Origin of the sequence: Polaromonas sp., assembly GCF_039932935.1 — a bacterium.
In the GTDB taxonomy this organism is placed as follows: Bacteria; Pseudomonadota; Gammaproteobacteria; order Burkholderiales; family Burkholderiaceae_C; genus Polaromonas.
The window spans coordinates 1-25943 of the sequence record NZ_JBDTPB010000134.1; the positions used below are offsets into that span (position 1 = coordinate 1).

Sequence of the window (25943 nt, forward strand, 5' to 3'; positions counted from 1 at the left end):
AGTTAGCGTATCAGTTCATCTCTGCCCCGTGGTCCAGCTCGAGGGGTTCACTCCACCAGTGGATCAGATTTCGACGGAATTCAACATACCCGAGTTTAATTTCGTCGAAAACACGACTGTACTACCAAATCAACCGCCGATGGCATCTACTTCAAGCGATAGTAGAGTTTAACGTCGCCCTTTTTGTCAGAGGAAAATGCAGATGAAAGTGGTTTTCCAATGTAGCTTAGATCGGGATTCAGGTAAAAAAATGACGCCGAGTTAGGTACATTTAAGCCCCACTTCGCAGATGCCGAAAGTGGTCCAGGCAAGATAAGTGCCACGTGTCCATTTGGTGTGTCTGGGCGCACGGCAATTACCGCGTAACCCTTATTAGCCCACGCTCTGGATGCTTCCAGGCTGGATTGATCGTTCGCACGCCCAATCTCGATCCACTCATCTTTCATTGTCAAGAGCGCGGTGACGATGCCGTTAGCAAGCATGTAGTCACCTGGTGGCGATGCTCCAGTCTGAAAATCAGTAATCCCCCAAATTCGCTTGAGGGCACGCCCAACGAAACGATTACAGGGACTAATGTCATCGACCGCCGCCTGACATGAAACCTGCTCCCCCAGTGCCCACTGAACGTGTTGAGACCAGGCTGGGTTATCGGCACCGATGAACTTCGGCTCCTGAGAGGTTACGTTGCCCGAGAGCAAAAGCATCCCAATAACCATGCCGGCGGCGATCCCACGGTTCTTCATAAACCTGCTCCTAGAAAAATCAGGTTGGCACGAGATAGAACTCCGACTGACCTTCAATTGAATCCGGGCAGCATGTCTGAGGTGACTGCGAAATTTGGCCCGACGTAGGTCTGATTGACAGTAAACTGCGTATTGTCGAACGACACCAATCCCTGAACTAAAAACGACCACGCGTTTGCGTCATTGGGCTTCATCCACTGAAGATCTCGCTTTCCGTTAGGCCCGCAGCTTCGCACGTCGACCACCTTGGGCGGCAATCTGGACTGATCAGAAGTATTGACAGGCGTAACGGTAAGTAATGCCTTTGTAAAGGGTAGGCCACTACCAATGTGGACCGATGGCAATTCACATTGGACGCTCACGCCCACCATTAAATCGTTCTGAACAAAATCGAAATAAGCCGCCTCAGTCGAATCGTTTGCAGCGGAAGTGTCGAACACAAACTGAGTCACGTCTGCAGTCTTCACCTCCGGTCCGAAACAATTTACAAGCGAAATCGATGACTTGGCTTCTATTTGGCATGTCGACACCGCCTTATGCAAGCGTTGTTGGCCCGAGCCACTTTGCGTAATTGCAAATGAAATAGAAATCGTCTCATCGCTCCTATTTGATATCTGACCGCTCACCAAATTCATTGGGAAAAGACCTACATGTGATCGCAGGCGAACGATCACTTGAATATCCGTAAAGGAGTCGCGTTGTTGCGCACTTCTCTTGATCCTTAGGGTGACCGGCACCCCGGTCAAACTACGCATCTGATGCAGAACCAACGCGGCTCTGCTTCTCGGCATGGTGAGACCGATCGAAAGGTCACTCCCGACTCGCCATGCGGTAGCAGTACCCTCCTGCCACGCAGCGGAATGGATAGTCACGTCCAGTGCTTCGAGCGCATTCACACTGGTCGAAACGACATCCGCAGCACGAGACACCGCAACAGCGACTGCTGGATCAACAAGCAACGACCCAAACACCGTAACAGTCAGACTCCCCGAAGGATCAACTTGAACACTTCCTTTTTGTCGCATCCCATCAACTGCGCTGAACCTCGTGGTGATGTGGGTGGGGGCCGGTGCACGAGCCAGGGAGACAAGGTCGTTGATCACCGTCCCCGCGGCAAGGAACTCAGCACTTTGAGATGCGGTTGAGATAGTGGTCTTAAAGATAGCGCCAAAGCGAGCGCGATCAGAGATAGCTGTGTCGATAGCCTGTCGTCCCGCGGCAGAAACACCAGCGCCAACGTCAATTGTCGGCTTGTACTGACTCAAGTAAGAATAGAACTTGAGGGCTTCCTGCCACCGCTGCTGATCCATTGCTTGCTTGGCTGCCACCAAGAGAGAAGGAAGCGCGCTCACCTCCCACGCCTTGATCCAACCGTCAATTTCTGCGCCGGCATTATTCGCGCATTCGGGCAGTGTCAGGCTTCGTAGCACTCCGCTGACAGCGGCGGGAATTTTGGCTTTTTTTGCCTCAAGAACTGCACCATCAAGACCTTGACGCAGGCGCTCATCGGTATTTCTTTCTGGGTGCGGGCGGCGGTCCCAATAAGGCTTCCAGTTGGAGTTTTCGCCCACCCAGAAATTTTCCGGGACGGGAGTGTCCCAACCACCGATACCGTCTGGATATTTGACCTTGAGTGCTGAGATACCCGCCTGGATCTGGTTAAGGCCTGTGCTAGTGGCAGGCTGACCTGCCTGGGTATTTGCAACAATCATTGACTTCACCGCCATTGAGGTAGCGGCCGTAGCCGCCTGCCCGCATACAGTGAAATTTAAGCCAGCCTGTGGCGCAGTCGGCTCACTGTAATACCGAAATACAGGAAGCAATCCGTAATTAAAACCAAATAGAGGGTATCCATTTTTCCCAGAATCGCGGTCAGCCACTATTGTCAATGAAGCGGTTTGAGCGACATCGACACCATCAACCAGGAGGTGAACGTCTGCTAGATTATTGGCACCATCAACACTGATAGACGTATCTGATGATGCGCCGATACTCCTGCCGAGGAGGATCAAACGTTTGGTCTTGGGACCAAGCGTGATTCGTACTTTGCCTGCGGGCTTCCAGTCGAGAAATCCAAGGACCGCCGTCTCGGTATCTGGGAATGGAATATATCCTGTAGCGTCATTGGCAACAAATCGTGCCGTCTGAGCGACGGACTGGCAAGCAAGCAACTGCATTGCCAGCGGAAGAATCAAGGCCCAACGCATGGTGAAAGCAGGTGGATCTAACAGCCAGATGTCAGATCAGAGCAATCAAGCGCCTTGACCAATGGCGCATCCCTCCACAGCCCGCTCCATGCGAAAGTGCGCTTTGTACCGTTCTGGAAACTGGCATCGAATTGAATAGACATGCCCTTGGGCAAGTCCATTTGGTCAAACAGCAGAACTGTAGGCCTCGGAGCGCTTTTCAAACCATTAACGCTAGCCGGCAATATAAACCCTGTCCCTATTGTCTTGTCATCGGCCTTCACAGTTAGGATTCCACTCCTAATACCGTCTATATTGCCATCGACGCCGACCCAAGGAAGGCTATCAAACCGAAACTGAAGTTGCGCCACCATCGGTAGAACATCGTGAATTCCCGCCTCGAGTTGGGTCGCTGACGAAGTGATTTCTCGCGACTTCAGTTGAAGCGCCTTCGTGGCTCCAAGTGCTGAATAAAGAATTCGCCCAGACTGCTCTATCGAGTAGTCTCCAACCTTTGTTACTCCATTTGAAGATAGCTCGAAGGCGAAATTGCTGGCACTGCGGTTCTGGGCATCTGTCCAAGCGCCCGGATCATGCCAGCTAGCAAACTGCTGCTGAACTTTTCCAGATTTGTAAGTGGCCTTAAGGACGACCTGAACGTCGGTTAAATTTAGACTATCGATGGTTCCCATTGGCGGAAGCACAACGTATGCCGACGAAAATGAGCCGCCCTGTACAAACGTGTAAAGACTCTTAAGTATCGGATCATCATCAGCATATTTGCCGCCAAGACCAATAAAACCCTGAACAGATGTTCTACGGTCAATCGTTCTCCGAAAACTGAACGAAATCGTCTCTTGAAGCTTTGTGAGCTGATTGACCGTCTTATAAGCCTCGGATCGACCTACGTTAAGCCAACCGCCGCCTAGGTTCGGTTCCGGTGCCTTCGCCGGGTCAATTTCTTTTGGTGTTTGTTGGAGTATCAAAACTGACTGGGCTAGCCTTTGAAGAATCGGGTCAAGGTACTTGTCGAGATCCGATTGCTGGAAGCCTGGGCCAACCTCACCAGTCACGGTCAGCACACCTGAATTGATCAGCGACTCACGTACATCAGAGCGCTCCTGCTGATATGTGGCAGATCCAGTTCGAACTAGGCCAAAAAACCCAAACGTACCGACGGACACCTTGGTCTTTTCATTGGAGCTGAAGTGGCTGAGAGCCTTTTGATAGTCCGCCTTTACCTGGAATGTCGATGTTGGAGTTAGGCCTTCATAAACCACATCGACTATCACCGGAACTCCAGTCCCTGACTTAGTTAAAGCCTCATACACCTCAGTACCCACGTTCGTGAGAGGTAACGAGAAGATGAGGTTTTGAGTTCCTACGGTCGGAGCATCTCTATCTCCCAACTTCGAGCCGGTGACAAGCGCACCATCGGGCGTGTACAGAGAGACCGTAGCACTCTTAAAGGGGAGTGATGCCAGCTTGATCTGATTCGCCGCAACACCTGTACGCGATGACACGGCTTGCCGCAATGAGCTCAATGCCTCGCCCGCATCGAGAGTGACAGCAAACTGCAGGATTCCAGCTTCTTTCAGTTTTCCAGGATTGGACGGATCCTTGTACTGATATCGAAGAAGTGAAAACCAAGGCAGCTCGGTGCCATTGACAACGCGCGAGGCCAGCCGTGGACGTGTAGGAATGTAGAACCAAAGATCCGCCTGATGCGCATCGCGAACGATGGTGAACTTCTCCTTTGTCGGTGCATGCTCTACCTCCCAGATGGTGTCTGCGGAGTCGAGGCTCACTTGAGCAAAGCCCGCCGACGCCACAATTAACGCCCACCCGACAAGCAAAATACGGCCAAAAACTGCGAAAAGCATTTTTGATGCGTACATAAGCCCCCCTGTTAATCGTCTTTGTCTCGGGCGGACGCTGCTCTAAAAGCATGTTAGCCGTAACCAACTCTGCACTCGTCGACACCGCCGATTTCCGACGAGCCAGTATGGCGGATGGCTGACTTTTTGAAATCCTCCAATCGGAGGAGAAGCGAGTTTCGGTTGCCTCTCCGGAAAGTTCTGCGTGACTCCGTCGCACGAGGAGGGCTTTCGTCCTGTGGCGCGCCGCAGCGGCAAACCGCAAACCTCCAGGAGCTCTAGCTAGAAAACCAACCGAGACATCTTGGGAGGCCCATCCAATAAGTGTTTCGACACAGAATGAAGTGCTGGCCGCGCAAGTTTAGCAACGAGTTGCTGATATCTTGAGGTGAGACGTCCAATGCTTGCCCAGCAAGACACTGGGAATGTCTGGTTATCTCTTGGTTTGCGGGCAAGGCCGGCTCAGCAGTTTCAAGTTGGATGGCGAGCAGCGCATCCCGGCTTTGGTGGTCACAGTCACCGATGACGAGGCATTCATGATGAGCCTTGCCGAGAGCATCGCACGCCGGCGAACCAAGCCCTTAGAGCGGCTGGCAGGCGTGACTCTGCTTAGGAAAAAAGGCTATTCCAACAAGGAGATTGCAGAAAAGACGGGCCTTACCTTGCAATACCTTCAGGACATTCTGCTGTTGCTGGACAAGGGTGAGGCGTCCCACCGCCAGCATTCAAGAATGACTTGCTTAAGTAGCGCCTTGTTGAGACGCTCATCGAGCTGAAATACTGGATAGCCCAGGGCTTCTCTGCCTGCCGCCCATGCGGCGAATATCTCGCCAGCTGCTTTTCGCTCACTCACGCCCTGAGGCGTGCACTTCATACGGTCCGCCATCTCCTCAACCGTAAGAACAGCGTACATGTGTGCAAAGGGGCCGCGGCCCTGATCACCCCCAGCTCGAGACGAGCCCTCTACCGGAGTGCCGCTTTTCGAGGGCATTTTTCCTATCTCCCAGGGGGTTTGAACCCGAAGCCAAGTACCCAGCCTTTCTCGAGAACATGTTTCGCACAAATCGATCTCGACGCGACTCTCATTTCCAAACATCGAACTGCGACCTGCGTAAAGCCCTATCGACAACATTTGATCGAAGCCAGATCTGGCGCGAACAGCCTCCTGGCCGCATCGATCGCACACGATCTGCTCCACTACGCTCGTTGTCCCTTTCCTCATTGTTTTCATCGATTACTCCTTGTGAAACCGAAATGGCTAGCCTGCGGCACCGCCACAAAGAGAATCGATCAGGCGAATAACGTCATACGTGTGGCCGGCCGCAACCGCCTGCTCCGCAGTCGTTTGATTAAATTCCGAAAGCCTCTGTGTTCGGAACCAATGCAGCGCTTTCGATAGATCTCCACCTGACGCGTCATAGGCAGCTTTGATGACGAGGAGATTTTTCTTGAGATGTGTTTGGATCTTGGCCGTGCCTGGCCTCTCAGTGAGTGCGCTTACCGATACCTGGGCGTTTAGGGACAACGTTTCAATATCCATCCCGAGCAAATTAATGTATCGGGCCGGCGAAAGCATCGGTGCAAGTTCGGGATCCTGCAGGTCTTCAATGACTTTCCAACCTGTAGCAAGATCCGTCTTATCTCCCAATTGCGAGATTTGCTCAAGTCGCCCGAGCAATTGACGGAGCGCGCCATACCCACGAGGCTCTCCGTTACGCATGCCCTCGATCAACTCCTGTTGAATTCGCTGCACATTCACCATACCAAAATACTGAATAGCGTCAGTAATCATGTCGTCTGGGATCGTGTTCATATGCCATTTCCTTCTCTGCAAAAACTGCAGCTGAATCTCTCCGTCAAAACATTTCCAACTGCGACAACTGTGGGTATCGACTTTTCCAGTTAGATCGCCCTCCCTGGTGTAGAAACGCGCTTATCAACGAATGAGCCAAGCTGCGGTCCGCAGCGGCAACTTGCGCGGAAGCGGACTCGGCAAGAAGCTGGACGACTACCGACATCCTTGTTACCCGAAGTGCCGCAGGCTCGCCTCGGCCAATCTGCTCCACCACTCGATCGGCTCGCGCCAAAATCTCCCGAGCCGCAGGAATTGACGATTTCTCCCGTATGGGAGGAACATGTTCAGATTTATCGGACTGCGCTGCAGCTCCCAATGCATGTATTAGGTGCAATCCCCCGTTCAAACTGAGTGGCTGCAGCAGACGCGCTAATGGGCCGTTCAGATTCACCAAACTACCTGCGTCGGAGACTGGGGGTTCGGAGCTAAGTTTGCTTGCCACCCAGGCAGAAATCCCTATCTCGATCGCTGGAGCTCGCGCCGGGCTCGCCTCAAGAACTAAAGACCAGCCACATTGACATATATCCACTGCTGGCCTCTCCCATGACAACCTTCGCTGACAAATCTGACACTGCTCTACCAGCGAAACACCGTGAGTTGGACAGGCAGTCGTCAAGGCAACGTCCCAGGCAGCTCTGCAATGGCGTGCATTGGACAGGCAAAGCGGGCACACCCGAGGGTGCATTCGATTCACAAAATAGAATCGCCCCAGTATTTGCCCGGCAAAACGAATTTCGTTCGAGCGCTTGTTGAGCCCAGTCGCACCCAATGCCTCTGCCAGGCGCGCAGGATCGGCACCAAACCAATGCGCCAATGCTTCGGCGTCGGACTCGTCCAGTACGGCAAAGCGAGTCTTCCCCAACCACGCCTTCACGACAGGCAAGCCCGCAATGTGATTCGCTTCGGCCATCCGCAACGCGTATCCATGGCCCGACTCATCGGACCGGATTTCTTCTCGAATCGGAAATTCCTCGTGACTGTCCGGTCTTGAACTGCTCCATGAAAGCTCAGACGAAGCCACGTTGGCACCCTTTTTAGGCATGACCATCCCCCGCTTCCGACCTCACGACGGCCTTGCGATCATCCACGTTGGTCAGCCGTTTTTCTTGCCGAATTAGGCGCAGGGCATAGGCTAGCTTTTGCCGACTTCTTGTGGAACTTCGAGGTATTTGATGAGACCAATGAGGATTCTGACTCTTGCAGGCACCCCCAACAGGAACCGCCTCAAAGGCTGCGCTTGTGAGATTTAGCACATAGTTACTAGGTGGCGTTCTCTTTCCAATGGCCGTGGAAACTGAACCGGTGGTGCTGAGATAAATTTCATGTCCGAATCGAGGTGGCTTGGAATTGGGGTCGCTTGACACGCCCTGCTTTGCAATGCCAACAATCCCCTCATCACTCTCGGATGCCAGCGTCCTCTCTCGGTCTTTGTTTTCCTTGCTTATGTTCAAGGGTGCAGGGATACCCCCTAGAAACATTCCGCAGCTCTGGCAATGGCTCAGGTCAGGAATCTGCTTGCCTGACCCAGCGCTGACCATAAGCGCTCGGGAAAGACGAAGAATGTCTCCACAACACTCACATCTACGAGACAAGGGGACCGCATGCTCAGGGCAGACACCGGCCATTTCAGTTCGCCACCACCATCGCAAGTACGGCCGACGATCCTCCGCGAAGCAATGAGCGCACCACTGGTAGACAGACAATTCTTCGCTCTTCGGGATCCTGTCTACCATTTTCCAGCTGTCGAAGCACTGTGAAAAACTTTCTCTCGCTTCTGCACATGCACTAGACGTTGCGCCAGACATTTTCTGAACAACTTCCCATTGAGCGCTCGAGACACATAAATCCCAATCTTTGTTGACCGGTTTGAAGCCGACAATCAGCGCGAGACGCGCAAACGAGTATTGATGCTCGGCACAGATGTATTGGATCCATGAGGCAGGAGATTCGTCCACATAGGCCTCGGGGGAGGCCAGCAGGGACAAGCGGACATCGGTCGTTTCGCAACCCATGTTCGTCGCCGCCTACTGCACCAGCCGGTCAAATGGATTACTTGTTCCAGAGCCCACGCCAAACGCTGCGGTATAGCCGAGGTGGAGGTGCCTCGGAGTGAGAAGCGGAACTTCCAGATCTGCCGCCCCTATACAGCTGTGGACCAGAAGTTTCTTTAGTCGCCGAAAATTGCTCTTCGAGGCGCCAAACACTGCCCTGGAGATTGCGGGTTTGGACAAGCACGCCAGATCAACCGCTTTGACTTGCTCGACGAACGACTGCAGTAACTGCTGCCAGGGCTCTCCGAACTGAAACGCATTGATGAAATACTCGGCCGCCACACGAGAGCAAAACTGGGGATTGATCTCGTAAATTTTCTCTAGCGTCCTGGTTCCAGCAATGATTACGGGCAGGTTGTGATCGTCCATCCTCACTTTTAGCCAGTCGGTGACCGCCCGCGCGGTGATTTCCCTGTTCCCTTCGCAGATATGTTGCCCCTCATCAATGAGCAAAGCCATGGGGTTCAACCGTTCCATAGCCTTCTTGATCATGTGATTCATGTTTTCAAGAATTGGGCGAGTAGGTAGCATGGGATAGCCAAGCGCAAGCAAAAGTTTTCCCGCAAGCTTGTGGGTATCTACTGCACTGTCAAGCGCGATATGTAGGACGGGTTTGCCTGTATTTATCGATTTATCACTGGAGGTCAACCTCCGTGCAAGCATCTCCAGGAGCAGCGTTTTCCCCATACCCGGGTCGGCCATGAGAGTCACACCGGTGGGCATCCTAATATTCGTGACTAAATCGACCGCGACTACGCTCGCATTCAGAACCTGATCGAAGTCCGGGTGTAGGACCACGACGTCCAACACCTGTTTGGCGGCCACAATCCCTTTCGGGCTAGTCCCGAGCGGAATATCCGGCGAACTCATGCGTACTCCTCTTCCATAGAAAAAGACTTAAACGGCATGACGTTTTCCAAGGTCTTTTCTATCGTGGGACTGACCACTGGAGGCTGGAGTTCTGGCGCTCGTTGACTCGAGCCCATTTCGCCAAATACCTTGGCGGAGGTGTACCCTTGCAAACGAACCAGACTGCCATGTTTGCGTACCTTGACCCCGCGCTGTATTGCTTCTCCCCATTGATCGTTCAGGCGCGTCTTGGCATTAGCCAACTCTTCTTCCGCATTTTTTCTGGTCAGCTTTTTACCCGCCTCGTCGCGAATGATTTCATGCTGAATCAAAGAGAGGCCGCGTCCATATTCCATCGACGGTCGTTGCAATTCAACGGCCAGCCATTCTCTCGCCTTCGGAAGTTCGACGTAGAGGCGCTCCAGGCAGTCCGGATTGAACCGAATTTCGGTTCTAAAATTCTCCTTGTGCGCCCTTCGGTAGTCCTGCAACTCGGGTGAGTTGTAGCGCATGTACTTGAAAAATACCCCGTCACCATCCACCGTGCGTTGAGCCGAAACACCCGCGGTGATGTCAAAGCTTTCGAAGCTCAGCGGGAACATTGGCAGAGGGCACGACTGTCGGCCTTCCTCCCAGAGATCGATTGGTCGAACCAGGTTCTTTGGATGAATGTGCTGCGGAAACACTTCGGCCGCCCAGCGCAGCAAACAAAGGCAGAGATCGTCGAAGAGAATGGCCGCACTATCCTTGGGGTTCTCCGGCACCATGTTTTTTCGCGGGGTATAAACCTTGCCCGCGAGTGGCAAGACCCTCCCGACTTCCATCATGGTTCGCTCTATGGAGGCCTTCAGCCAAGGCTGGAAAACCGGGTTGTAGAGCAAATCTGCACGGAGGTCCCAAGCAAGCCGCTTAAAGGCACGGGAATGAAACTCCAAGCCGTTGTCCACTACATACAGCTCAGCCACGCCCATCGCCGTCCAGGGAACTTGAATCCCGGGTATATCGAGCATGAGCTCGTCCTTTGGAAAGATGGAGTTCTTGATCGCATGAGCGACGGATCCCACGGACGGCCCGTAAAAAGATATGTAGATCCCTAACGGGTATCCCGAAAATCTGTCCAATACGACAGTAATCCACGGTCGCCCAATGGGGACCCCGCTTCTCGGGTCGAGCACCCAGATATCCAGCCATGTGTGATCAATTTCCACCCGCTCCAGGATGCGGGTGGATTGATCTCCTTTTAGGCTATAACGCCATTTGTTTCTCGCGCACCGAGGACCCAAGCGTTTGAAGTCGCGAATATAGGGCTCTATGTCTTGAATACGGCGAAGGCAGGTGCGTTCAGACGCTGGCTCGATGGATGAACCTTCCATCCGATTTTTCGCCTTGACGTCTTGCGCGTACTTCTCATAAGTAGCCTTCCCCGACAAACCCATGAATTGCATGTAGTGCTTGGCAATTGCGGCTTCCATCATCATCTCGGAGACCTGTGACATCCGCTTCGGCCGGCGAGCCAGAGGCCGTCTGTCGCACAGCGCATATGCATTGGCGCCTGAGCTGATATAGCGTTTGAGCCAACCCCGCAGCGTGTCCGCGGACGGGGGGTGCTCGTCCATGATTTGCCGCGCAATGCGCTCAATGACCTCGATGCACTTCCTCCGGCTACCGGGAGTCGCCCGGCTCGCGATAGCAGCCTTGACGTATTTACTTCGGTAGTCAATCAAGTCTTCTTGACGTTTTGTCACGTTGAGCTTGAGGGGCTGCTCCTGTCCTTCGATGGCGATCTGTTGAGGAAGATCTACCGGGTGTCCGTTTTGGTGAACGACCTGGATGGTTTTCGCCAGTATTAGGGAATACAACTTCCCGAAGGAGAATGTTCGGATTTCAAAGTTGTCGAGATACTTGAACTGGCACCTCCCGAATTCGAGCTGACGCTCGAACTCCATGCTGCGCTCACCTTCACGTACTACCAAACCACGCGCAAAAGTAATCATGGCACTCTCCTAAAGGGGTGTTGATTTCGACTGTTTCATGGGGATTGATGTTGAGCCCGGCGGGAACTCGCAGTTGATGGCGCGCGACCATATTCCAAATCAATGATTCGGACACTCCCCGGGCCATCAAGCTACTCACCCGAGCGCTTCCGGCACACTCATCTTCAAGTAGCCGCTTGCACTCAAGTGCGTCATCATCGCTAAGCCATAGTCGGCCATACCGCATCAAGAGGAGTGCCCGCGCGGCGAGGCCATTGGCATCGATCTGCTTGTCGGTAAAAACGGCATACCTCGTTCCCTCACCAGCGAGTTGTTTTTTCGCCGCCTCCAAGGTGCGCTTGTTCTCCGAAATGAAGACCTCCGGCTTGACTTCCACGATGATTTGATCGCCGTCCCTGAATCGGACTTTGAAATCCGGGGTGTACTTAGCCCGTTCATTAGGCCCATAGATCAGCTCCATGGTCATGGGCTGATGGACGATATGGGTTACGACCGGACAGCTCAAGGCGATCATGATGAAGCGCTTTTCAAGATGGGATTCGTGCTCAACCGGCTGCTCAAGCAACCAGGCCGCATTGACGGCACCCACCTCCCGAGCGGGCGCCCTTGTCACCACTTTCCTTGTCATGTTTGACTCTCCAAGTTTTGAGGCGTGACCTTCCGCGCCGGTCAAAAAACCGGCGGCTCATACTTGACTTGGGGGAAAGAAGGGCGGATACTGAAATTGCGTGTAGGGGTATCTCTTATCCCTTCATTCCTCGGGCCACCTTAGGGTGGCCCTCTTTCTTGGTGGCAACGGGATTGCCTCCACAGAAGCGGACGCGGGGAATCAGGAGAAGTGGCGCTGCAGCACCTCAGTGCCAGCGCTATGCAATTTCCAGAGGACGAGGTATTCGAACAAGAACAAATGGCCTGGCATATGAGCGAATTCTTGTTCATGGCTTCGCTACCTTTGCCGGAGCCCTTGGTCGGGAAAAGCAGGCTCTCCCGGTAGCAGACCGGCGATCATCGTCTCCCGCAGCGGAGATTTCAGTCCCAGCTTCAGGGCAATTTCATGGCTTTTCCCCCTCAGACCGCGGCTCTTGCCTGAGAGGATGGCGTAAACCAGGCTGACTTCGAAGTCATTGGCTCGCGCCCAATCAGAAACGCTGACCCCGGCTTGATTGAATTCAGCCTTGATTCTGCTAATCTGATTGAAGTTAATTGAATTCATACCAATCACTACATTTTTTTAGTATATAACTCAATTTATGGAGTCGTCAACAGGCCTTTCCGATGGATTTGCAGAGCGCTTGCGCGCGGCCAGGGAGCAACTCGGGAGCAGGGAGGCAGCTGCCATCCTGCTGGGCATCTCCGATGTCACCTTGTGGCGCTGGGAGAGCGGACAGAGTTCTCCAACCGTGGAACAGTTGCACCATATGCAAAATCTGGGTTTCGATGTCATCCAGCTGTTAACCGGATCTTCGCTCACGAATTTCGCCCCTATGGACGACGACCAGCGTTGGGGCCGCTGCGCCCAAGTCGTATTTGGCGCGCTAGACCACCACAAGCTAAAGCCCTCGCCCGCCACTTGCTGGCGGCTGGTCCGTCTTCTTTACTCGGAGGCCATCAATGAAGCTCAGCTTAAAAAGAATGTGGCATTGGCTCTCGAGAAGGCTGGGGAACTCGCCTCTAGAGAACGGTAGCGTCCCTGCGTGGACTCCCGCCAGCGCTAACGACGATTACCTGGCAGAGGAGCTCTTTATCCGGGGATTGGCCTCCGCCCGCGACGGGGACCCAGAGAAGGACCTTATTGAGCGGTTCACGGCAGCGAGCGCTAATTTAGAGCTACCGCCGCAAGTCCGAATCTTTCGTCTCAGACTACCTGCGAGGTTCATGATCGCCCATCCCTTATTGGGAGCCCGGCACATTGCTATGAAGTATGCGCTTCGCAATCCCCCAAAGATCGAGACGACTGACACCCAAATTTCTATCGCCAAACGGTGTCAGGAACTGCTCAACGACATCGAGCTTGGGCGCCAGATGCCTGCCCAAGCCGGCCGGATGGCCAGAAATCTTGCAGAGAAATGCAATTGGAATGCCAATCAACTGCGCAATGCCGTTGTCATGGAGGTTGTGATCCTGCCCGAAAAATCCCAACAAGAAATTGAAGTCAGAACCCCAAGCAGGGCTCACTCAGTGATGGCTACTTCCATAGGAGCTTTCTTTGTTATTTTTGCGGCTTTTTTTGCCATGTATGGTGTTGGCCGGTCTATTAGCTGTGGAATGCTGGACTGCGTGCTTATTGGTAGCGTCCAGCTCACCGTAATCGGTTTCGGCCTTGGGATCCCGCCGCTTCAATGCGGCCGCACACGAAGAAACCTTTACAGGGATGCTCTACGCTTTATTACGTGAGCGGCTAGTCGGCGCAATTATTTGCGGGTTACGTAGGATCCAGCCGAGGTAAATTTCCGATTGCCCACATGAGGGTCAAAGCCCGCGTATAGCATCTTGCTCTCCAGGTACAGGAGCACCAGCAGTTCGCCATTCCGGCCTGGTCTACAGCACTCGCGAACCTCATACTTATCAGCGTCTAAATTCTCGAACCAGGTTTCAGCCGGCTGCTTGCCTAGCCTGGGATGCTCGCGGCCGTTTTCAAAATATTCAAACGCAAAGCTATCGTCATCCAGCTTATTTCGAAGAAACCAGCGCCGCGGCACATGGGCGGCCGCCTTACTCCAACGTAGTCCCGTTGCCGTGAAGCAAGCCAGTATCACTGGCAGTGCATCAATGTCAGCGAGCCGCATGGCGGTGGCCAGCATGCTGGTTTCGAACCCGTTGGCCAACTCATCCAATTCCTGGAAACTTGGGTCTCCGATGACCTTTACAGCGGGTTCGAACATGAACGAAGGCATCAAGAGATGCGCAGAATAGCTATCAGCCTCCTTTTCCAGCACCTTGTCGGACGAAAAGTTCTGGTCCGGATCGTCCACGCGGCATCGGAATGACCTACCCCGGTGCATTTCCCAATGCCCTAATTCGTGTCCGATGGAATAGCGTTCCCGGCCTCGGCTGGAAGAAGGCTTGATCGTTGCCACAGCCCGGTTGCCAACGCCCACAAGCATCGCCTCGCAGCCATCCAAGGACTCATACTCAACCCGCATACCTGCATCCATTGCAATGAGCTCTACGGCAATTTCTCGCGGATGAGAGATTCCGAGCTCTTGAATCCGCGCTTCCGCCAGCTTGCCGGGAGACATCAGGAATCCCCGGCATCCGCGTCTGGTGCCAAAAGCGCCTTCACTCTGGCATAGGTGCGAAGAACAAGCTCATCACTCATTTCGTCCAACGCCCGAGCAGCCATGGTGACTCGTGGATCATTCGCTGCTTCGCGCAGAAAGGCACGTGCCTCGGCGATCGGCACAGATGACTGGACTCGAACCTGTGCGGATTGGCTGTCACCCAGTTCCGCTTTGGCTGCGGCCAGTCGGCGTCGACCAGCTTCAGCCTTGATCGATGCCATCAGTTGTATCCGATCAGTACCAAACTTTGGGAGGTCAACGCCTTCCATGATGTCCGAATCGGACATGCTCTTGAGCTCTTTCCAATGCGCTGCCCACATCAGTTCCAGCGTCTCTTCGTCCTTTGGTGTCGAAGCCATTTCATTGCCCCACTTGTTTCTTGACTTTAGCAACCTTGCGCTCCAGGCGCTTGCGTGCGTTGTCGTAATCTTTCATGTCGATACCTGCGCTTGCTGCGGCTTCTTCCGCAGAAAGTCCTTCGGCCCAAGCCATTAGTACCGTCTCTTCATCCTGATCTTTGGCGGCAAGGTCCTCGAGCATGCGAAAAAGCTCCCGAAATCCAGCGACCTCTTCCGGCGTACCCACCGCAACGGCAGTTTCTGTTCTCTGCCGGGTTTCGCCGTCATCCTCGTCATAGCCATCACTATCACTGACGACAGCGAACTTGTCGATCGGCGAATTCTTCGCCTGCTTGCGGGTGTCGCGGGCAATGCTCAGCATGATCATGTACACGGTGGCCCCTGGGTCTACCCCACGCTTCCATTGCCGTTGGCCCACTCGCAGTCGGACCAACGCCTCGTGCAACAGGTCGCCATCCGACATGCCCGGAACGCTCAGCGACATGAAATGGCTTTGCTTCATAAGGCGCTTGAATTCCGCATCGGGCATGGCGTCAATGGCGGCTGCGACTTCCGCCTGACTCAGGTATTCAGAATCATCTTCTTCGGCTGTCATCTTTTTACTCTCTCTAGTCGTAGGCGCTTCAGGCCTGCCGTTTGGACGTGGCATCCAAATCAGGCCGTCAGCACCCACCCTGTGACCTGAGGCGCCTCGCCCCAGCACAATTTACATCGTTTTCTCAACTTTGGCGCTTCCGGCCCGACAAAACCAGGCTTTAGTGATCAAGGCGCTTGGGCACGACGTTCTGGACGTCGGTCAAAAATTATTTTCAAGTGTCCAGATCAAGATCCGGTGCGCGCCTTCCTAAGTACGTGAGCTGGCCAGCCAAGGCCAGGCAATCGGGCATATACGGCGCCTCAGTCGGCTCTTTTGGATGGTTACCGAAAAGATTTTCAATACGTCCAAATGGCTCACTACGAAGCGCCTCTTCAGTAAGCACAGCACGGTGCATGTGCCCAAGCAACCAAGCAAGAAAGTTGAGGAAAAAGATGAACGACGATACCAATTCGGCCTCGGCCGGCAGCGGTTCCGACAAGGGCCCCGGCAACAACCACACGACTCAAATCATCGTGAATGGCCGCAACCGCGAGGTGAGTGGCAAGGAACTGAGCTTTGTCCAGGTGGTGAAGCTGGCGTTCGACGACGCGGTGTTCAATGACATCACGGTCTACACCATCACATACAAGCGCGGCAGCGGCCACAAGCCCGAAGGCACGATGGTCGAGGGTGAGACTGTCAAAATCAAGGAAGGCATGGTGTTCAATGTCAAGCGCACTGATAAGTCGTAATCCCGACCTCCAGCGCCTGCTGCTCGAAGGGTACGAGGTGGAAATTCGCTCGAATCACCTCCTCGTACACAACGTGCCGTATGTGAGCCAGAGCCGCGAAGTGGCCTACGGCACGTTGGTGTCCAACCTCAGCCTCGCCGGGGACAGGACCATCAAGCCTGAACCGCACGTGGCCTACTTCACTGGGGATCATCCCTGCAATATCGATGGCAAGGAGATTGTGCAAATCAAGCACGCCAGCCAGCTGACGAACTTGGCACCGGACATCATCGTGCAACACTCGTTCTCCAACAAGCCGCCCGCCGGCTACGCCGATTACCACGAGAAGATGACCCGTTACATCGAGATCATCTCCGCGCCGGCGAAAGCTCTGCAACCGGCGGTGACCGCCTGCACTTACAGGGCTGTTGCCTGTGCAGCGGATGACGGGGTTTTCAACTACGTGGACACCGCTTCGGGCCGCGCCGGCATCACTGCAGTGAGCGCCAAGTTGGCGATGCGGCGCGTGGCCATCGTCGGTTTGGGTGGTACGGGGTCCTATGTTCTGGATTTCCTGGCAAAGACCACCGTACGCGAGATTCACTTGTACGACGATGACCTGTTTTTTCAGCACAACGCCTTTCGGGCGCCGTCTGCAGCCTCCTTGGAGGAACTGCAGGCACAACCCAGCAAGGTGGCTTACCACCACGCGAAGTACGCCAACATGCACCGCGGCATCCACGCTCACCCGGTGAGGGTTGGCGCCGACAACGTCGCCGAACTGCTGAGCTGCGAGTTCGTGTTCTTGTGCATGGACTCGGGCCCAGCCAAGAAACTGATCGTGGAGACTTTGCAGGCTAACAAGGTGCCGTTTATCGATGCCGGCATCGGTACCGAATTACTGGAGGACAAACTGGAACTGTGGGCCATCTGCCGAGTGACTACCAGCACGCCCAGCAAAAATGACCACGTGCCGCGTCGCGTGTCGTTTGCCGAGGCTGGCGATGACGACTACGAGCGCAACATTCAGATCGCTGAACTGAACGCGCTCTGCGCAGCCATGGCAGTGATCAAGTGGAAAAAGTTCTGCGGTTTCTACCAGGATCTTGAGGGCGAGCATGACTCCACTTACAGCACCAACATCCAAATGCTGACGGCGGAAGACTGCGCATGAAGACTGCCGTAAATCATCAGTTCGTGCGGGTCGTTCCAGACAAGCTGCAGGAAGGCGTACTGTACGTGTCAATTGAGTACGCCACCGTGGTCCACAAGTGCATGTGCGGTTGTGGGAAAGAAGTGGCCATGCCTATTTCCCCGACTGACTGGTGCCTGACTTTCGACGGTGACTCCATCTCGCTGGACCCTTCTGTTGGCAACTGGAGCTTTCCGTGCAGGTCTCATTACTGGATCCGTAACAACCAGGTGCTGTGGTGTGACGACATGCCGCAGAGTTTGATTGACGCGGGCCGGGTGCGGGACAGGCGCGCCAAGACCGCGTACTACGCCAATCGCGGCGAACAGCCTCGGAAGACTGCGGCCATATTGGATAAATCGGAGTCCCAGCGTCCTGAAGATGTCATCCGTCAACAACCTCGCGATGTCCTGCTGTCACGCCTCGCCGCTTGGTACGCAAGAAGAAAATAGCTGCCGATCGCAAGGCTTGCTGAACAGGCATGGGCCTAGGCGGTGTTGCGTTGCCTGGCATTAGATAGGAGGGGTGGGCTCACGCCCAAGAACTCGAGTTACATCGATTGCAGGACAAAAGAAGTCAGCTTTTGCATAAGCGGACCCCGTTGGCCGCGCCGATGTGCTTTTAGTTCCTGGTAGACATCCATCTTCGCATCTATGTCCCAGCGCCTGGGTGGGAAGTTTGCCCAAGTAAACAGCTTCAGAACTAATAACCGGGCACAGTGGCCGTTCCCGTCGATGTAAGGATGGATGGTTAAAAAGCGTTCGAGAATTTTGGCTGCGACAACGGCGAACTTCAGGAGTTGATGGTCTTCACTAGCTGTCAGGCCTTCGTTTTCCATCCAGGTGTAATGAACGCCCATGAGCTGGTTGCACTCATCGTCAAGCTCATTCATGGCGCCCACTACCAACTCGGGAGCAAGTCCAATTTTCACATCGTCATCTACACGCACAGGGCAGTACCTGAGATCCGGGCAGGTCTCGGTGCCACGGTAGTTGCCGATGATGCAGGTGCATGAGTCAGGCGTCATGCCCTGAAACATGAATTTGTGCGAAGGTCGGGTGTCGAAGTCGGCTTCACCTACTGTAGGTGTTGAGATCAAAGCATCTTCAGTTAACTGCTTGCATCGACTGACCAAACCCAGCCTTCGATCTGGATGATTGTCATACGACCAATACTTGCAACTGCTGTGATCCCTCATTCCCTCCGGCTCATTGGCCGACTCCCAGCTATTTTTTAAACCGCATCGGCCCTGATGCGACCGACCGCGGCCCTCGCTGCGGCCATTAATTCTGGATCGTTCATCAATTCATCGTCCGCATCGTAGTTGGACAGGGCTGCTCGAATATCTTTGCTCAGTTCCCTAGAGCGCTTCAGCGCTAACTCGCAAGAGTGTGCAGCTACGGCCAACTCCTCATAACGGACCAATGCGCCATCCATACCATTAGCCATACTGGCCAGGTTTTCAAAAGCGATTGCGATTTTGGGTGCAGCATTGAGCAGCCTCATGTCGTCGCGGCTTTTATTGCAAACGTCCATCAGGTGGCGGTTTTGGGCCCGGACACGCCCAACTGTATCGATAAATCTTTGATCGGGAATATAGGATCCTCGACAAACTCGTTCATGAAAATCGTCATAGTTTTCGTTAAACCACTGGATCGACGATTCCAGACGATCTATTTTTCTCACCAGCCGCCAATGGGCTAAGCGAAGCACACCATTTAAAAGAAATAGAGTTGGCGGGCCCATCGTGGCGACGGCCAAGTTCAAAAAAAAAGTTTTTATTGAAGGCGCGGCTTCAAGCCAGCGCACTTGAGAAATATGTTGGCGAACGTCTCGATCAAAATCCGCGGTACCAAGCATGGATGCATTCATGGTGGTTTCCTGGTTTGTTTTCGGGCGGCGAAAAGGCTGGTTGTTTCACCAGCCTTTTTCAACATTTGTGGAAGCATACGCGCGAAAACGCTGCACAACTGTAGGAGGGGGTAAGTACTGAGGGGAAGAGGGACGCTCCAGCCTGGCTCACTTGGCAGTCTTGGCGGGCATGTAAATTTTATTTAATAGATGTTTTGGTTATATATAGGAATAGGCCAATGTGTAAAGCCCCTGCCGCCGAAGCGAGCGCAACCATTAAATCTGACTTCGATTCAATGAAAAGAGCCCGTCCTCTGCGCGAGGACTCTCATCACGCACGACCCTTAAGCCAAGGAGGCAGGGGGCCTAGAAGTTAAAGTTCAGTGGCGCAAAAGGGAAAGACCGGTGGCGTTCCGCAGTGAGGGTTCAGCCCCCCCCTTGAATTTCTCACCGGAAGTGAATGCCGTCAGATTTGATCCGGTTAAACAGTTTCATCCCGGCGGCTGATCCCAGACCCTCGCCGCGGCTGATGTCCCGGCCACCGCCTCACAAATTCTCCACTGCCGCTAGTTCGGCTTGATGCAGACAACCCGCTCAGGTAGCGCCGCACGGTTCGCCCATCTGAATGGTGGTTCCACGGTCCGGATGGGGGCAGCTTTCAAAAAAACACACACACACAAGGTTTTACAAGGTTTTCCGGAACTCTGGCACTACACATCAACGGTGGCTTGTCCTACATTCGGCCCCGCTGCTACAGCCCGCGTGGCCGCGCTTTCGTCGCTAATATTTAACCGGTGTTACAAGCCGCTTCGTCTGCTGGCGGGGGTTGCGGATTGTTCTGTTCCCGCCCCTGCCTCTCTCTTAATGGCTTCCCGGCAACCGCATCGGTAATAACCCATGACTCTTACCAGCCCTCTTACCAGCCGCGCTGACGCAACTTTTTTATCAACCGGTATCCCCGGTCTCGACACTATTTTGTCCGGCGGCCTGGTCAAAGGTCGCATCTACCTGATCGAAGGCGAACCGGGTACGGGCAAAACCACAACTGGTTTGCAGTTCCTGCTGGAGGGTATCCGGCACGGCGAGTCCGTGGTGTACATCACTCTGGCCGAAACAGCGGTGGAACTGCAAGGTGTGGCCGCATCCCATGGCTGGGAGGTGGGCGGCATCCATGTGGAGGAGGTGTTGCGTTCCGAGAGCATGTTGTCGCCCGAGGCGGAATACACCATGTTCCATCCCTCGGAAGTGGAACTCGGCGCCACCACGCAACTGATTTTGTCGGCCATTGACAGGCGCAAGCCCACACGGGTAGTGATTGACTCGCTGTCCGAACTTCAGCTGCTGGCGGACACGCCTCTTCGATACCGTCGCCAGGTGCTGGCGCTCAAGCAGTTTTTTGCCAAACGCTCTTGCACAGTGATGCTGCTGGACGACAGGACTGCGGCCGGCATCGACCTGCAGGTGCGCAGCATTGCCCATGGTGTGATCACGCTTGACCAATCGGTCAAAGACTATGGCGCCGAGCGCCGTCGGATCCGTGTTGTCAAGTACCGCGGTATCGCATTTCGGGGCGGCATGCATGACTACGATATCCAGCATGGAGGGCTTTGCGTGTATCCAAGGCTCGTGGCGGCAGAGTCTCGCGTCATGGGCCCGCGAAAGCAGCTGATCAGTGGACTCGGTGAACTCGACGCCTTGCTCGGCGGTGGCCTGGAAGAAGGCACCAGCACCCTCATTGCCGGACCGCCCGGCACCGGAAAATCATCACTGGCGGCCCAGTTTGTTGCTGCAGCCGCCGGGCGCGGCGAAACCAGCGCGATGTTCCTGTTTGAGGAGGCGGCCAACAATTTGCTGAACCGTGCCGATGGTCTGGGCATGGACATCCGCGAGCCCTACGAAAGCGGCCTGTTGACGATCCAGCAGGTGGACCCCGCGGAGCTGTCTCCCGGAGAGTTCGCGTCGGTGGTATGCGGTGCGGCAGACCGCGGCGTAAAAATCGTCGTCATTGACAGCATCAACGGCTACCTCAATGCCATGCCGGATGAGCGTTTCCTCGCGACCCATCTGCACGAACTGCTGACCTACCTGGGCCAGCGCGGTGTTGCAACCATCCTGGTGGGTGTTCAGCAGGGAATGCTGGGTGGCCAGATGTCCACGACGGTGGATGCCAGCTACATTGCCGACAACGTCGTCATGCTGCGTTATTTCGAGCATGACGGTGAGGTCAGGCAAGCCGTGTCGGTGTTCAAGAAGCGCGGCAGCCTGCATGAGCGCACCATCCGTCAGTTTTCGATGTCCAGAAAGGGAATCCAGGTGGGCGAACCGCTACGCGGCTTCCGCGGCATTCTGACGGGGGTGCCGGTTTACATCGGCACGGATGGCCCAAACCCTAATGACCTCGAGGCAGGTTTCGCCAGCGGGATCCGCTAAGTGGAGAAACGGATCGTTATCTGCGCACCGACGGGTCGGGATGCCGCGCTGACCGTCAAGGTTTTGGCCTCTGTCGGAGTTCACAGCATCGTTTGCGCGGGCAGCCAGGAGTTGATGACGCAGCTCTCCCTGGGCGCAGGTGCGCTGTTGCTTGTCGAAGAAGTGGTGAGCGGCGTTGCCATGCGGCCGCTGGCCGAGTATGTGGCTTCCCAGCCAACGTGGTCCGATATCCCGATTATTTTGTTGACCCGCAGCGGCGCAGATTCGCTGGACGTACAGCGCGCTGTGGAGTATTTGGGCAATGTGACCCTGGTTGAGCGGCCTGTGCGCGCCATTGCGCTGATCACGGCCACGCGCTCCGCCATTCGTGCACGTGAACGGCAATACCAGGTGCGCGATGCCGACAAGCGAAAGGATGAGTTTTTGGCCACGCTGGCGCATGAGCTGCGCAACCCGCTCGCGCCGATCCGTACGTCCATGGCGATTTTGGGACATCTGTATCCCGGTTCGGCCGATGTCACGCGGCTGCGTGGCGTGGTGGACCGGCAGGTTTCCCATCTGACACGCCTCGTGGATGACCTGCTGGACGTGGCGCGCATTACCAGCGGCAAGGTGATGTTGAAGAAGGGGCCTGTCGCGTTGAGCGCCATCCTCAACCATGCGGTGGAGATATCGGGCTCCAGCATGGAAGCCAAGCGCCATCGGCTGGAGGTCGAAAAACCCGAGCGTGATCACGCGCTGGATGCCGACCAGGCGCGCATAGTCCAGAGTCTGGCCAACCTGCTTGTCAATGCAGCCAAATTCACCCCGGCGGGCGGACACATCGTGCTGCGGACCGAGGTGGACGGCCCCGTGGTGAGCTTTCGTGTGCGGGACAACGGCATCGGGCTTGAACCGGGTTCTCTGGCCAAAATCTTCGAGCTTTTTGCGCAAACCGTGGTGCCCGGAGAGGCGCCGTCGGGTCTGGGCATTGGCCTGAGCCTGGCCCGGCAATTTGCCGAAATGCATGGGGGCTCACTCGGCGCCCGCAGTCAAGGCCTGGGGTGCGGCAGCGAGTTCGTATTGACCCTGCCGGTGGTGATGGCCGTTGGGCAAGCACCGGTTCCCGCCGCGGTGCCGCTGGACGCCAGGGTTCCCACTTCCCCGAGGAAAGTGCTGGTGGTGGACGACAACACGGACGCGGCCAATACACTGCAGGCCCTGCTGGACATGGACGGGTTTTCGGCCACCGTGGCCTACGACGGCATTGCCGCGGTCGCGGCGATGGCCGAGCTCAGGCCGGATGCGGTGGTGATGGACATCGGTATGCCAGGCCTCAATGGCTATGACGTGGCACGCATGATCCGGCGGCAGGCGGGAAACGAGCGCATCACACTGATCGCCCTCACGGGCTGGGGACAGTCGCATGACCGGCAGCGCGCAACTGACGCCGGCTTTGACCACCACCTGGTCAAACCGGTGGACTACAACACGCTGCTTGAATGCTTGCACGAGGGAGGCTGAAAAGGCTGGCGGGGGCGGTTGTCCTACACCAGAAGCCGTCCATGAACCGACAAATTCCAGCTTGGTTCGCCCTTAGAGTCTCTCAATAGGCTCTGCAATCCGTGCAATTCGCGTCGGCCGTTTTCGCTCCCGACGTAAGTTCTATTTAACCAGGCATCTTCATGTTCATAGACGTACTGCCCCGCGACGACAACGGAGACACCCGCTTTCAGACCCATAAACGCGGTTTTGGCGGCGCCGTCGACTATCCGCCTTCACCCTCGCGCAGTAGCTGGCCTTTTCCTGTAGCAGCCAGCTGGCAGGAAGGGCTTCACAGCAACACGGTGGATGGCGCCATGGCGATGAAGGCCGATGCGTGTGCCGTCAGCAGCTTTGTCACCTGAGCCACTGAATATTTCACTTGATCAGCAAGCATCATGACTGCTACCGCTAATACCCAGACCCAGGGGGAAAACGCGCCGCATGGCTCGGGTGTGGAACCGCGCACTCCCCCGATGCCACGCGAAGAAGGGGCAGCCGGCCAGCCTGATGCTTATGAATACGGCGTAGAGGGCACCAACAAAACCTTGCCTGAGCCCAAGCCTGATGGGCAGCCGTCGGAAGAACTGGGCAACAACGTGACGCCGCGTCACATCGAAAAAAGTCCTTACACGCGCGGTTAAGACCGCGCTGATCCTGGATAGCCGCGGTCGCCATGGCCAACCAGCCAGGCACTACAGTTACGCGAAGACGTCAGACCGGGATTGTGGCCTGCGGATGTACCGCTGAGGGCAGCGTGGCGGAGATGGTTGTGCCATTCACAGAATCGATCTGCAGGCGACCGCCGCAGGCTTCGACCCGGTGACGCATGCCCTGCAAGCCATGGCTGGAGGATTGAACCGCCTGCGCATCAAATCCTTTGCCGTCGTCGTGGACGGAGACAATCACATAGTCCTTGTAGCTGAGTAAATTGATCTCGACGTTGCGCGCTTCAGCATGTCGCGAAATATTGTTCAGCGCCTCCTGAACCAGCCGGTATACCGTCAACTGGATGGTGTCATCGAGTTCTGCGGGTTCCAGATTCGTGACGATGTGCAGCCCGGATGGCTGGGCGAATTCGTGGGTCAGTATTTCGAGGGCGGGCAACAGACCGAGATTGGACAGCGAGGACGGCCGCAGGTCCTCGATGATGCGGCGCTTCAGCGCAATGCCGGAGTTCAGCGTTTGCACCAGATGCTCAATGCGCGGTTGCAAGTCTGTGGTGTCGCCTCCCACCTTGGCCTTGATGCGTGCCACATCGAGTTTGGCGGCTGTCAGCAAGGCCCCCAGCTCATCGTGCAGTTCCCGGGCCAGCAGGGCCCTTTCTTCTTCCCGGACTTGCTGCAAATGCGTGGCCAGTTCAGCCAGCCGCGCAGTCCGCTCCCGCACCTGCTTGTCGAGCTGGTCGCGTTCGGCCTGCAGCGCTTGCTGCTGGCGCTGGCCCGCCTTGTCCAGGGCAGTTGTTTGGCGCAGGTACAGCCAGAAGGCCAGGAAGGCGATGGCAGCCACCAGTGCGATGCCCAGCCGCGAGAGCAATAGCGAATTCCGGATGTCTGAATAGCCGTTCGCCGTCTGCCGGTTGCTTTCCCCAATCACCTCGATCGTATGGGTGCGTATGGCGTCCATCTGCTCCTTGCCCACTCCAGTGTTCAAGACAAATCGCCATGCGTCATCGTGGCCTTCTTTTTTCATGCGCAGGGAAAGGTCCATCTCTGCCAGCTTGCGCTGCACGACTCTCCCCACCCGTGCGACGCTCGCGAGCTCGTCGGGCTGTGCAGCATACAGTTCACGCAGCTGGTCCTGCGTCTGGCCAATGTCGGCAATGGCGGCGTTATAAGGTGTCAGATAACTGGCATCGCCTGTCAGCAGGTAACCGCGTTGTCCGGTCTCGGCATCGAGCACGTCGCGCAGCAGCCGCTGAAGGTGGCTGCGGGCCACGTGTGCTGTGGCCAGATTGTTCATGGCGTTCATGGACTTGTCATACGAGACCTCGCCGATGCCAATCAAGGTCAAAACGGCGAGCAATGCACACGCAATGTTGACGGCCACCGTGGGAATTTTTCGCTGCATGAATGCCCTCTTGAATTTTCGGAATCGCAATGCCGGAAGGGAGAGAAAGCCTGTCCAAAATTGTAGTGGCCGGTTTTGCGGAGAGGCATAAAAAAAGCCACCCGAAGGTGGCTTTTGGTGCGGGGGTTTCGCTGACCGTGGCGTAGGACGCTACGCAGGAGAGTGAGCCTCCGGTACAGAGGGCGCGGCGGCCTTACAGGCCGGCTGCAGCCTTGAGGGCGGCAGCTTTATCAGTTCTTTCCCACGTGAATTCCGGCTCGTCGCGGCCGAAGTGGCCGTAAGCGGCGGTTTTCTCGTAGATGGGGCGCAGCAGGTCCAGCATCTGGATGATGCCCTTGGGGCGCAGGTCGAAGTGTTCGTTGACCAGGGCCGAGAG

Annotated in this window: 25 protein-coding genes; 10 read left to right on the top strand and 15 right to left on the bottom strand. The window is 55.5% G+C overall.

Going from position 1 to position 25943, the window contains the following annotated elements; translation table 11 throughout:
• Positions 1-146: 146 nt before the first annotated feature.
• The 3 genes from ABI546_RS19995 to ABI546_RS20005 are packed head-to-tail and all read right to left on the bottom strand — an operon-like array spanning position 147 to position 4827.
• Entirely contained in the window at positions 147-743 is a 597-nt protein-coding gene (locus ABI546_RS19995) for a hypothetical protein (RefSeq protein WP_348049496.1), read from the bottom strand.
• 53 nt (positions 744-796) lie between these two features.
• A complete protein-coding gene (locus tag ABI546_RS20000; protein ID WP_348049498.1) occupies positions 797-2938 on the bottom strand; it encodes a hypothetical protein in 2142 nt (713 codons plus the stop codon).
• 29 nt (positions 2939-2967) lie between these two features.
• A complete protein-coding gene (locus ABI546_RS20005) occupies positions 2968-4827 on the bottom strand; it encodes a hypothetical protein (RefSeq protein ID WP_348049500.1) in 1860 nt (619 codons plus the stop codon).
• A 404-nt stretch (positions 4828-5231) separates the two neighbouring features.
• Between ABI546_RS20005 and ABI546_RS20010 the strand changes: the two genes are divergently transcribed.
• Positions 5232-5582 carry a hypothetical protein gene (locus ABI546_RS20010; RefSeq protein WP_348049502.1) on the top strand — a complete coding sequence of 117 codons (351 nt, stop codon included), beginning with the start codon at positions 5232-5234 and terminating at the stop codon, positions 5580-5582.
• Positions 5583-6064: 482 nt separating this feature from the next.
• On the opposite strand, the gene ABI546_RS20015 is transcribed toward ABI546_RS20010, so the two are convergent.
• The 5 genes from ABI546_RS20015 to ABI546_RS20035 form a co-directional block, all read right to left on the bottom strand.
• On the bottom strand, positions 6065-6619 hold the full coding sequence (locus ABI546_RS20015; RefSeq protein WP_348049504.1) for a hypothetical protein: 555 nt from the start codon (positions 6617-6619) through the stop codon (positions 6065-6067).
• A gap of 2066 nt (positions 6620-8685) precedes the next feature.
• Positions 8686-9582 (bottom strand): ATP-binding protein, encoded by an 897-nt coding sequence (locus ABI546_RS20020; protein WP_348049506.1) that lies wholly within the window; start codon positions 9580-9582, stop codon positions 8686-8688.
• The gene (locus ABI546_RS20025) at positions 9579-11555 is read right to left on the bottom strand and encodes a Mu transposase C-terminal domain-containing protein (protein WP_348049508.1); all 1977 of its coding nucleotides are present in this window, start codon (positions 11553-11555) and stop codon (positions 9579-9581) included. Before ABI546_RS20025 ends, ABI546_RS20020 begins: the two co-directional genes overlap by 4 nt.
• Entirely contained in the window at positions 11521-12183 is a 663-nt protein-coding gene (locus ABI546_RS20030; protein ID WP_348049510.1) for a TnsA endonuclease N-terminal domain-containing protein, read from the bottom strand. Before ABI546_RS20030 ends, ABI546_RS20025 begins: the two co-directional genes overlap by 35 nt.
• A gap of 318 nt (positions 12184-12501) precedes the next feature.
• A complete protein-coding gene (locus ABI546_RS20035) occupies positions 12502-12768 on the bottom strand; it encodes a DNA-binding protein (protein WP_348049512.1) in 267 nt (88 codons plus the stop codon).
• A gap of 37 nt (positions 12769-12805) precedes the next feature.
• Between ABI546_RS20035 and ABI546_RS20040 the strand changes: the two genes are divergently transcribed.
• Positions 12806-13240 carry a helix-turn-helix transcriptional regulator gene (locus ABI546_RS20040; RefSeq protein WP_348049514.1) on the top strand — a complete coding sequence of 145 codons (435 nt, stop codon included), beginning with the start codon at positions 12806-12808 and terminating at the stop codon, positions 13238-13240.
• 190 nt (positions 13241-13430) lie between these two features.
• On the top strand, positions 13431-13949 hold the full coding sequence (locus tag ABI546_RS20045; protein ID WP_348049516.1) for a hypothetical protein: 519 nt from the start codon (positions 13431-13433) through the stop codon (positions 13947-13949).
• A gap of 17 nt (positions 13950-13966) precedes the next feature.
• Here ABI546_RS20045 and ABI546_RS20050 read toward each other — a convergent pair whose 3' ends face one another.
• Genes ABI546_RS20050 through ABI546_RS20060 form a run of 3 tightly spaced genes read right to left on the bottom strand, consistent with a single transcriptional unit; the run spans position 13967 to position 15790 of the window.
• Positions 13967-14794, bottom strand: a complete 828-nt coding sequence (locus ABI546_RS20050; RefSeq protein ID WP_348049518.1) for an ImmA/IrrE family metallo-endopeptidase — start codon at positions 14792-14794, stop codon at positions 13967-13969.
• Entirely contained in the window at positions 14794-15195 is a 402-nt protein-coding gene (locus ABI546_RS20055) for a hypothetical protein (protein WP_348049520.1), read from the bottom strand. The genes ABI546_RS20050 and ABI546_RS20055 overlap by 1 nt, the downstream gene beginning before the upstream one ends.
• Before the next feature lies 1 nt (position 15196).
• Positions 15197-15790: a hypothetical protein gene (locus tag ABI546_RS20060; protein WP_348049522.1), complete on the bottom strand. Its 594-nt coding sequence runs from the start codon at positions 15788-15790 to the stop codon at positions 15197-15199.
• Positions 15791-16224: 434 nt separating this feature from the next.
• Here ABI546_RS20060 and ABI546_RS20065 point away from each other — a divergent pair, with 434 nt between their 5' ends.
• From ABI546_RS20065 to ABI546_RS20075, 3 genes are read left to right on the top strand one after another with little or no spacing between them, the layout of a single operon-like run.
• Positions 16225-16524 (top strand): multiubiquitin domain-containing protein, encoded by a 300-nt coding sequence (locus ABI546_RS20065; RefSeq protein WP_348049524.1) that lies wholly within the window; start codon positions 16225-16227, stop codon positions 16522-16524.
• Positions 16499-17677, top strand: a complete 1179-nt coding sequence (locus ABI546_RS20070; RefSeq protein WP_348049526.1) for a ThiF family adenylyltransferase — start codon at positions 16499-16501, stop codon at positions 17675-17677. Before ABI546_RS20065 ends, ABI546_RS20070 begins: the two co-directional genes overlap by 26 nt.
• Positions 17674-18147, top strand: coding sequence for a DUF6527 family protein (locus tag ABI546_RS20075; RefSeq protein ID WP_348049528.1), 474 nt, complete (start codon positions 17674-17676; stop codon positions 18145-18147). Before ABI546_RS20070 ends, ABI546_RS20075 begins: the two co-directional genes overlap by 4 nt.
• A 98-nt stretch (positions 18148-18245) precedes the next feature.
• On the opposite strand, the gene ABI546_RS20080 is transcribed toward ABI546_RS20075, so the two are convergent.
• Both ABI546_RS20080 and ABI546_RS20085 read right to left on the bottom strand, forming a co-directional pair.
• Complete coding sequence (locus ABI546_RS20080; protein ID WP_348049530.1) at positions 18246-18734, bottom strand: Fic family protein; 489 nt, start codon at positions 18732-18734, stop codon at positions 18246-18248.
• A gap of 194 nt (positions 18735-18928) precedes the next feature.
• Positions 18929-19567, bottom strand: a complete 639-nt coding sequence (locus ABI546_RS20085; RefSeq protein ID WP_348049532.1) for a hypothetical protein — start codon at positions 19565-19567, stop codon at positions 18929-18931.
• A gap of 876 nt (positions 19568-20443) precedes the next feature.
• Between ABI546_RS20085 and ABI546_RS20090 the strand changes: the two genes are divergently transcribed.
• The 4 genes from ABI546_RS20090 to ABI546_RS20105 all read left to right on the top strand — a co-directional run bounded on the left by ABI546_RS20090 (position 20444) and on the right by ABI546_RS20105 (position 24141).
• Positions 20444-21976, top strand: coding sequence for an ATPase domain-containing protein (locus ABI546_RS20090; protein ID WP_348049534.1), 1533 nt, complete (start codon positions 20444-20446; stop codon positions 21974-21976).
• Positions 21977-23479 carry a response regulator gene (locus tag ABI546_RS20095; RefSeq protein ID WP_348049536.1) on the top strand — a complete coding sequence of 501 codons (1503 nt, stop codon included), beginning with the start codon at positions 21977-21979 and terminating at the stop codon, positions 23477-23479. It begins immediately after the preceding gene.
• A gap of 161 nt (positions 23480-23640) precedes the next feature.
• Complete coding sequence (locus ABI546_RS20100; RefSeq protein WP_348049538.1) at positions 23641-23862, top strand: hypothetical protein; 222 nt, start codon at positions 23641-23643, stop codon at positions 23860-23862.
• A gap of 33 nt (positions 23863-23895) precedes the next feature.
• On the top strand, positions 23896-24141 hold the full coding sequence (locus tag ABI546_RS20105) for a hypothetical protein (protein ID WP_348049540.1): 246 nt from the start codon (positions 23896-23898) through the stop codon (positions 24139-24141).
• Between the two features lie 70 nt (positions 24142-24211).
• Here the strand turns inward: ABI546_RS20105 and ABI546_RS20110 are convergent, their stop codons facing one another.
• Both ABI546_RS20110 and ABI546_RS20115 read right to left on the bottom strand, forming a co-directional pair.
• A complete protein-coding gene (locus ABI546_RS20110; protein ID WP_348049542.1) occupies positions 24212-25567 on the bottom strand; it encodes a CHASE3 domain-containing protein in 1356 nt (451 codons plus the stop codon).
• Positions 25568-25760: 193 nt separating this feature from the next.
• On the bottom strand, positions 25761-25943 hold a 183-nt coding region (locus ABI546_RS20115), incomplete at its 5' end, for a methionine adenosyltransferase domain-containing protein (protein ID WP_348049544.1).

Bases quoted from the DNA above. Each gene is read 5' to 3' on its own strand.
- ABI546_RS20060 (WP_348049522.1), bottom strand. From the start codon at position 15,790: ATGACAGCCGAAGAAGATGATTCTGAATACCTGAGTCAGGCGGAAGTC.
- ABI546_RS20025 (WP_348049508.1), bottom strand. From the start codon at position 11,555: ATGATTACTTTTGCGCGTGGTTTGGTAGTACGTGAAGGTGAGCGCAGC.
- ABI546_RS20075 (WP_348049528.1), top strand. From the start codon at position 17,674: ATGAAGACTGCCGTAAATCATCAGTTCGTGCGGGTCGTTCCAGACAAG.
- ABI546_RS20015 (WP_348049504.1), bottom strand. From the start codon at position 6,619: ATGAACACGATCCCAGACGACATGATTACTGACGCTATTCAGTATTTT.
- ABI546_RS20040 (WP_348049514.1), top strand. From the start codon at position 12,806: ATGGAGTCGTCAACAGGCCTTTCCGATGGATTTGCAGAGCGCTTGCGC.
- ABI546_RS20055 (WP_348049520.1), bottom strand. From the start codon at position 15,195: ATGGCTTCGACACCAAAGGACGAAGAGACGCTGGAACTGATGTGGGCA.
- ABI546_RS20110 (WP_348049542.1), bottom strand. From the start codon at position 25,567: ATGCAGCGAAAAATTCCCACGGTGGCCGTCAACATTGCGTGTGCATTG.
- ABI546_RS20045 (WP_348049516.1), top strand. From the start codon at position 13,431: ATGATCGCCCATCCCTTATTGGGAGCCCGGCACATTGCTATGAAGTAT.
- ABI546_RS20090 (WP_348049534.1), top strand. From the start codon at position 20,444: ATGACTCTTACCAGCCCTCTTACCAGCCGCGCTGACGCAACTTTTTTA.
- ABI546_RS19995 (WP_348049496.1), bottom strand. From the start codon at position 743: ATGAAGAACCGTGGGATCGCCGCCGGCATGGTTATTGGGATGCTTTTG.
- ABI546_RS20035 (WP_348049512.1), bottom strand. From the start codon at position 12,768: ATGAATTCAATTAACTTCAATCAGATTAGCAGAATCAAGGCTGAATTC.
- ABI546_RS20085 (WP_348049532.1), bottom strand. From the start codon at position 19,567: ATGAATGCATCCATGCTTGGTACCGCGGATTTTGATCGAGACGTTCGC.
- ABI546_RS20020 (WP_348049506.1), bottom strand. From the start codon at position 9,582: ATGAGTTCGCCGGATATTCCGCTCGGGACTAGCCCGAAAGGGATTGTG.
- ABI546_RS20105 (WP_348049540.1), top strand. From the start codon at position 23,896: ATGACTGCTACCGCTAATACCCAGACCCAGGGGGAAAACGCGCCGCAT.
- ABI546_RS20050 (WP_348049518.1), bottom strand. From the start codon at position 14,794: ATGTCTCCCGGCAAGCTGGCGGAAGCGCGGATTCAAGAGCTCGGAATC.
- ABI546_RS20065 (WP_348049524.1), top strand. From the start codon at position 16,225: ATGAACGACGATACCAATTCGGCCTCGGCCGGCAGCGGTTCCGACAAG.
- ABI546_RS20070 (WP_348049526.1), top strand. From the start codon at position 16,499: ATGTCAAGCGCACTGATAAGTCGTAATCCCGACCTCCAGCGCCTGCTG.
- ABI546_RS20030 (WP_348049510.1), bottom strand. From the start codon at position 12,183: ATGACAAGGAAAGTGGTGACAAGGGCGCCCGCTCGGGAGGTGGGTGCC.
- ABI546_RS20010 (WP_348049502.1), top strand. From the start codon at position 5,232: ATGTCTGGTTATCTCTTGGTTTGCGGGCAAGGCCGGCTCAGCAGTTTC.
- ABI546_RS20080 (WP_348049530.1), bottom strand. From the start codon at position 18,734: ATGTTTCAGGGCATGACGCCTGACTCATGCACCTGCATCATCGGCAAC.
- ABI546_RS20005 (WP_348049500.1), bottom strand. From the start codon at position 4,827: ATGTACGCATCAAAAATGCTTTTCGCAGTTTTTGGCCGTATTTTGCTT.
- ABI546_RS20100 (WP_348049538.1), top strand. From the start codon at position 23,641: ATGTTCATAGACGTACTGCCCCGCGACGACAACGGAGACACCCGCTTT.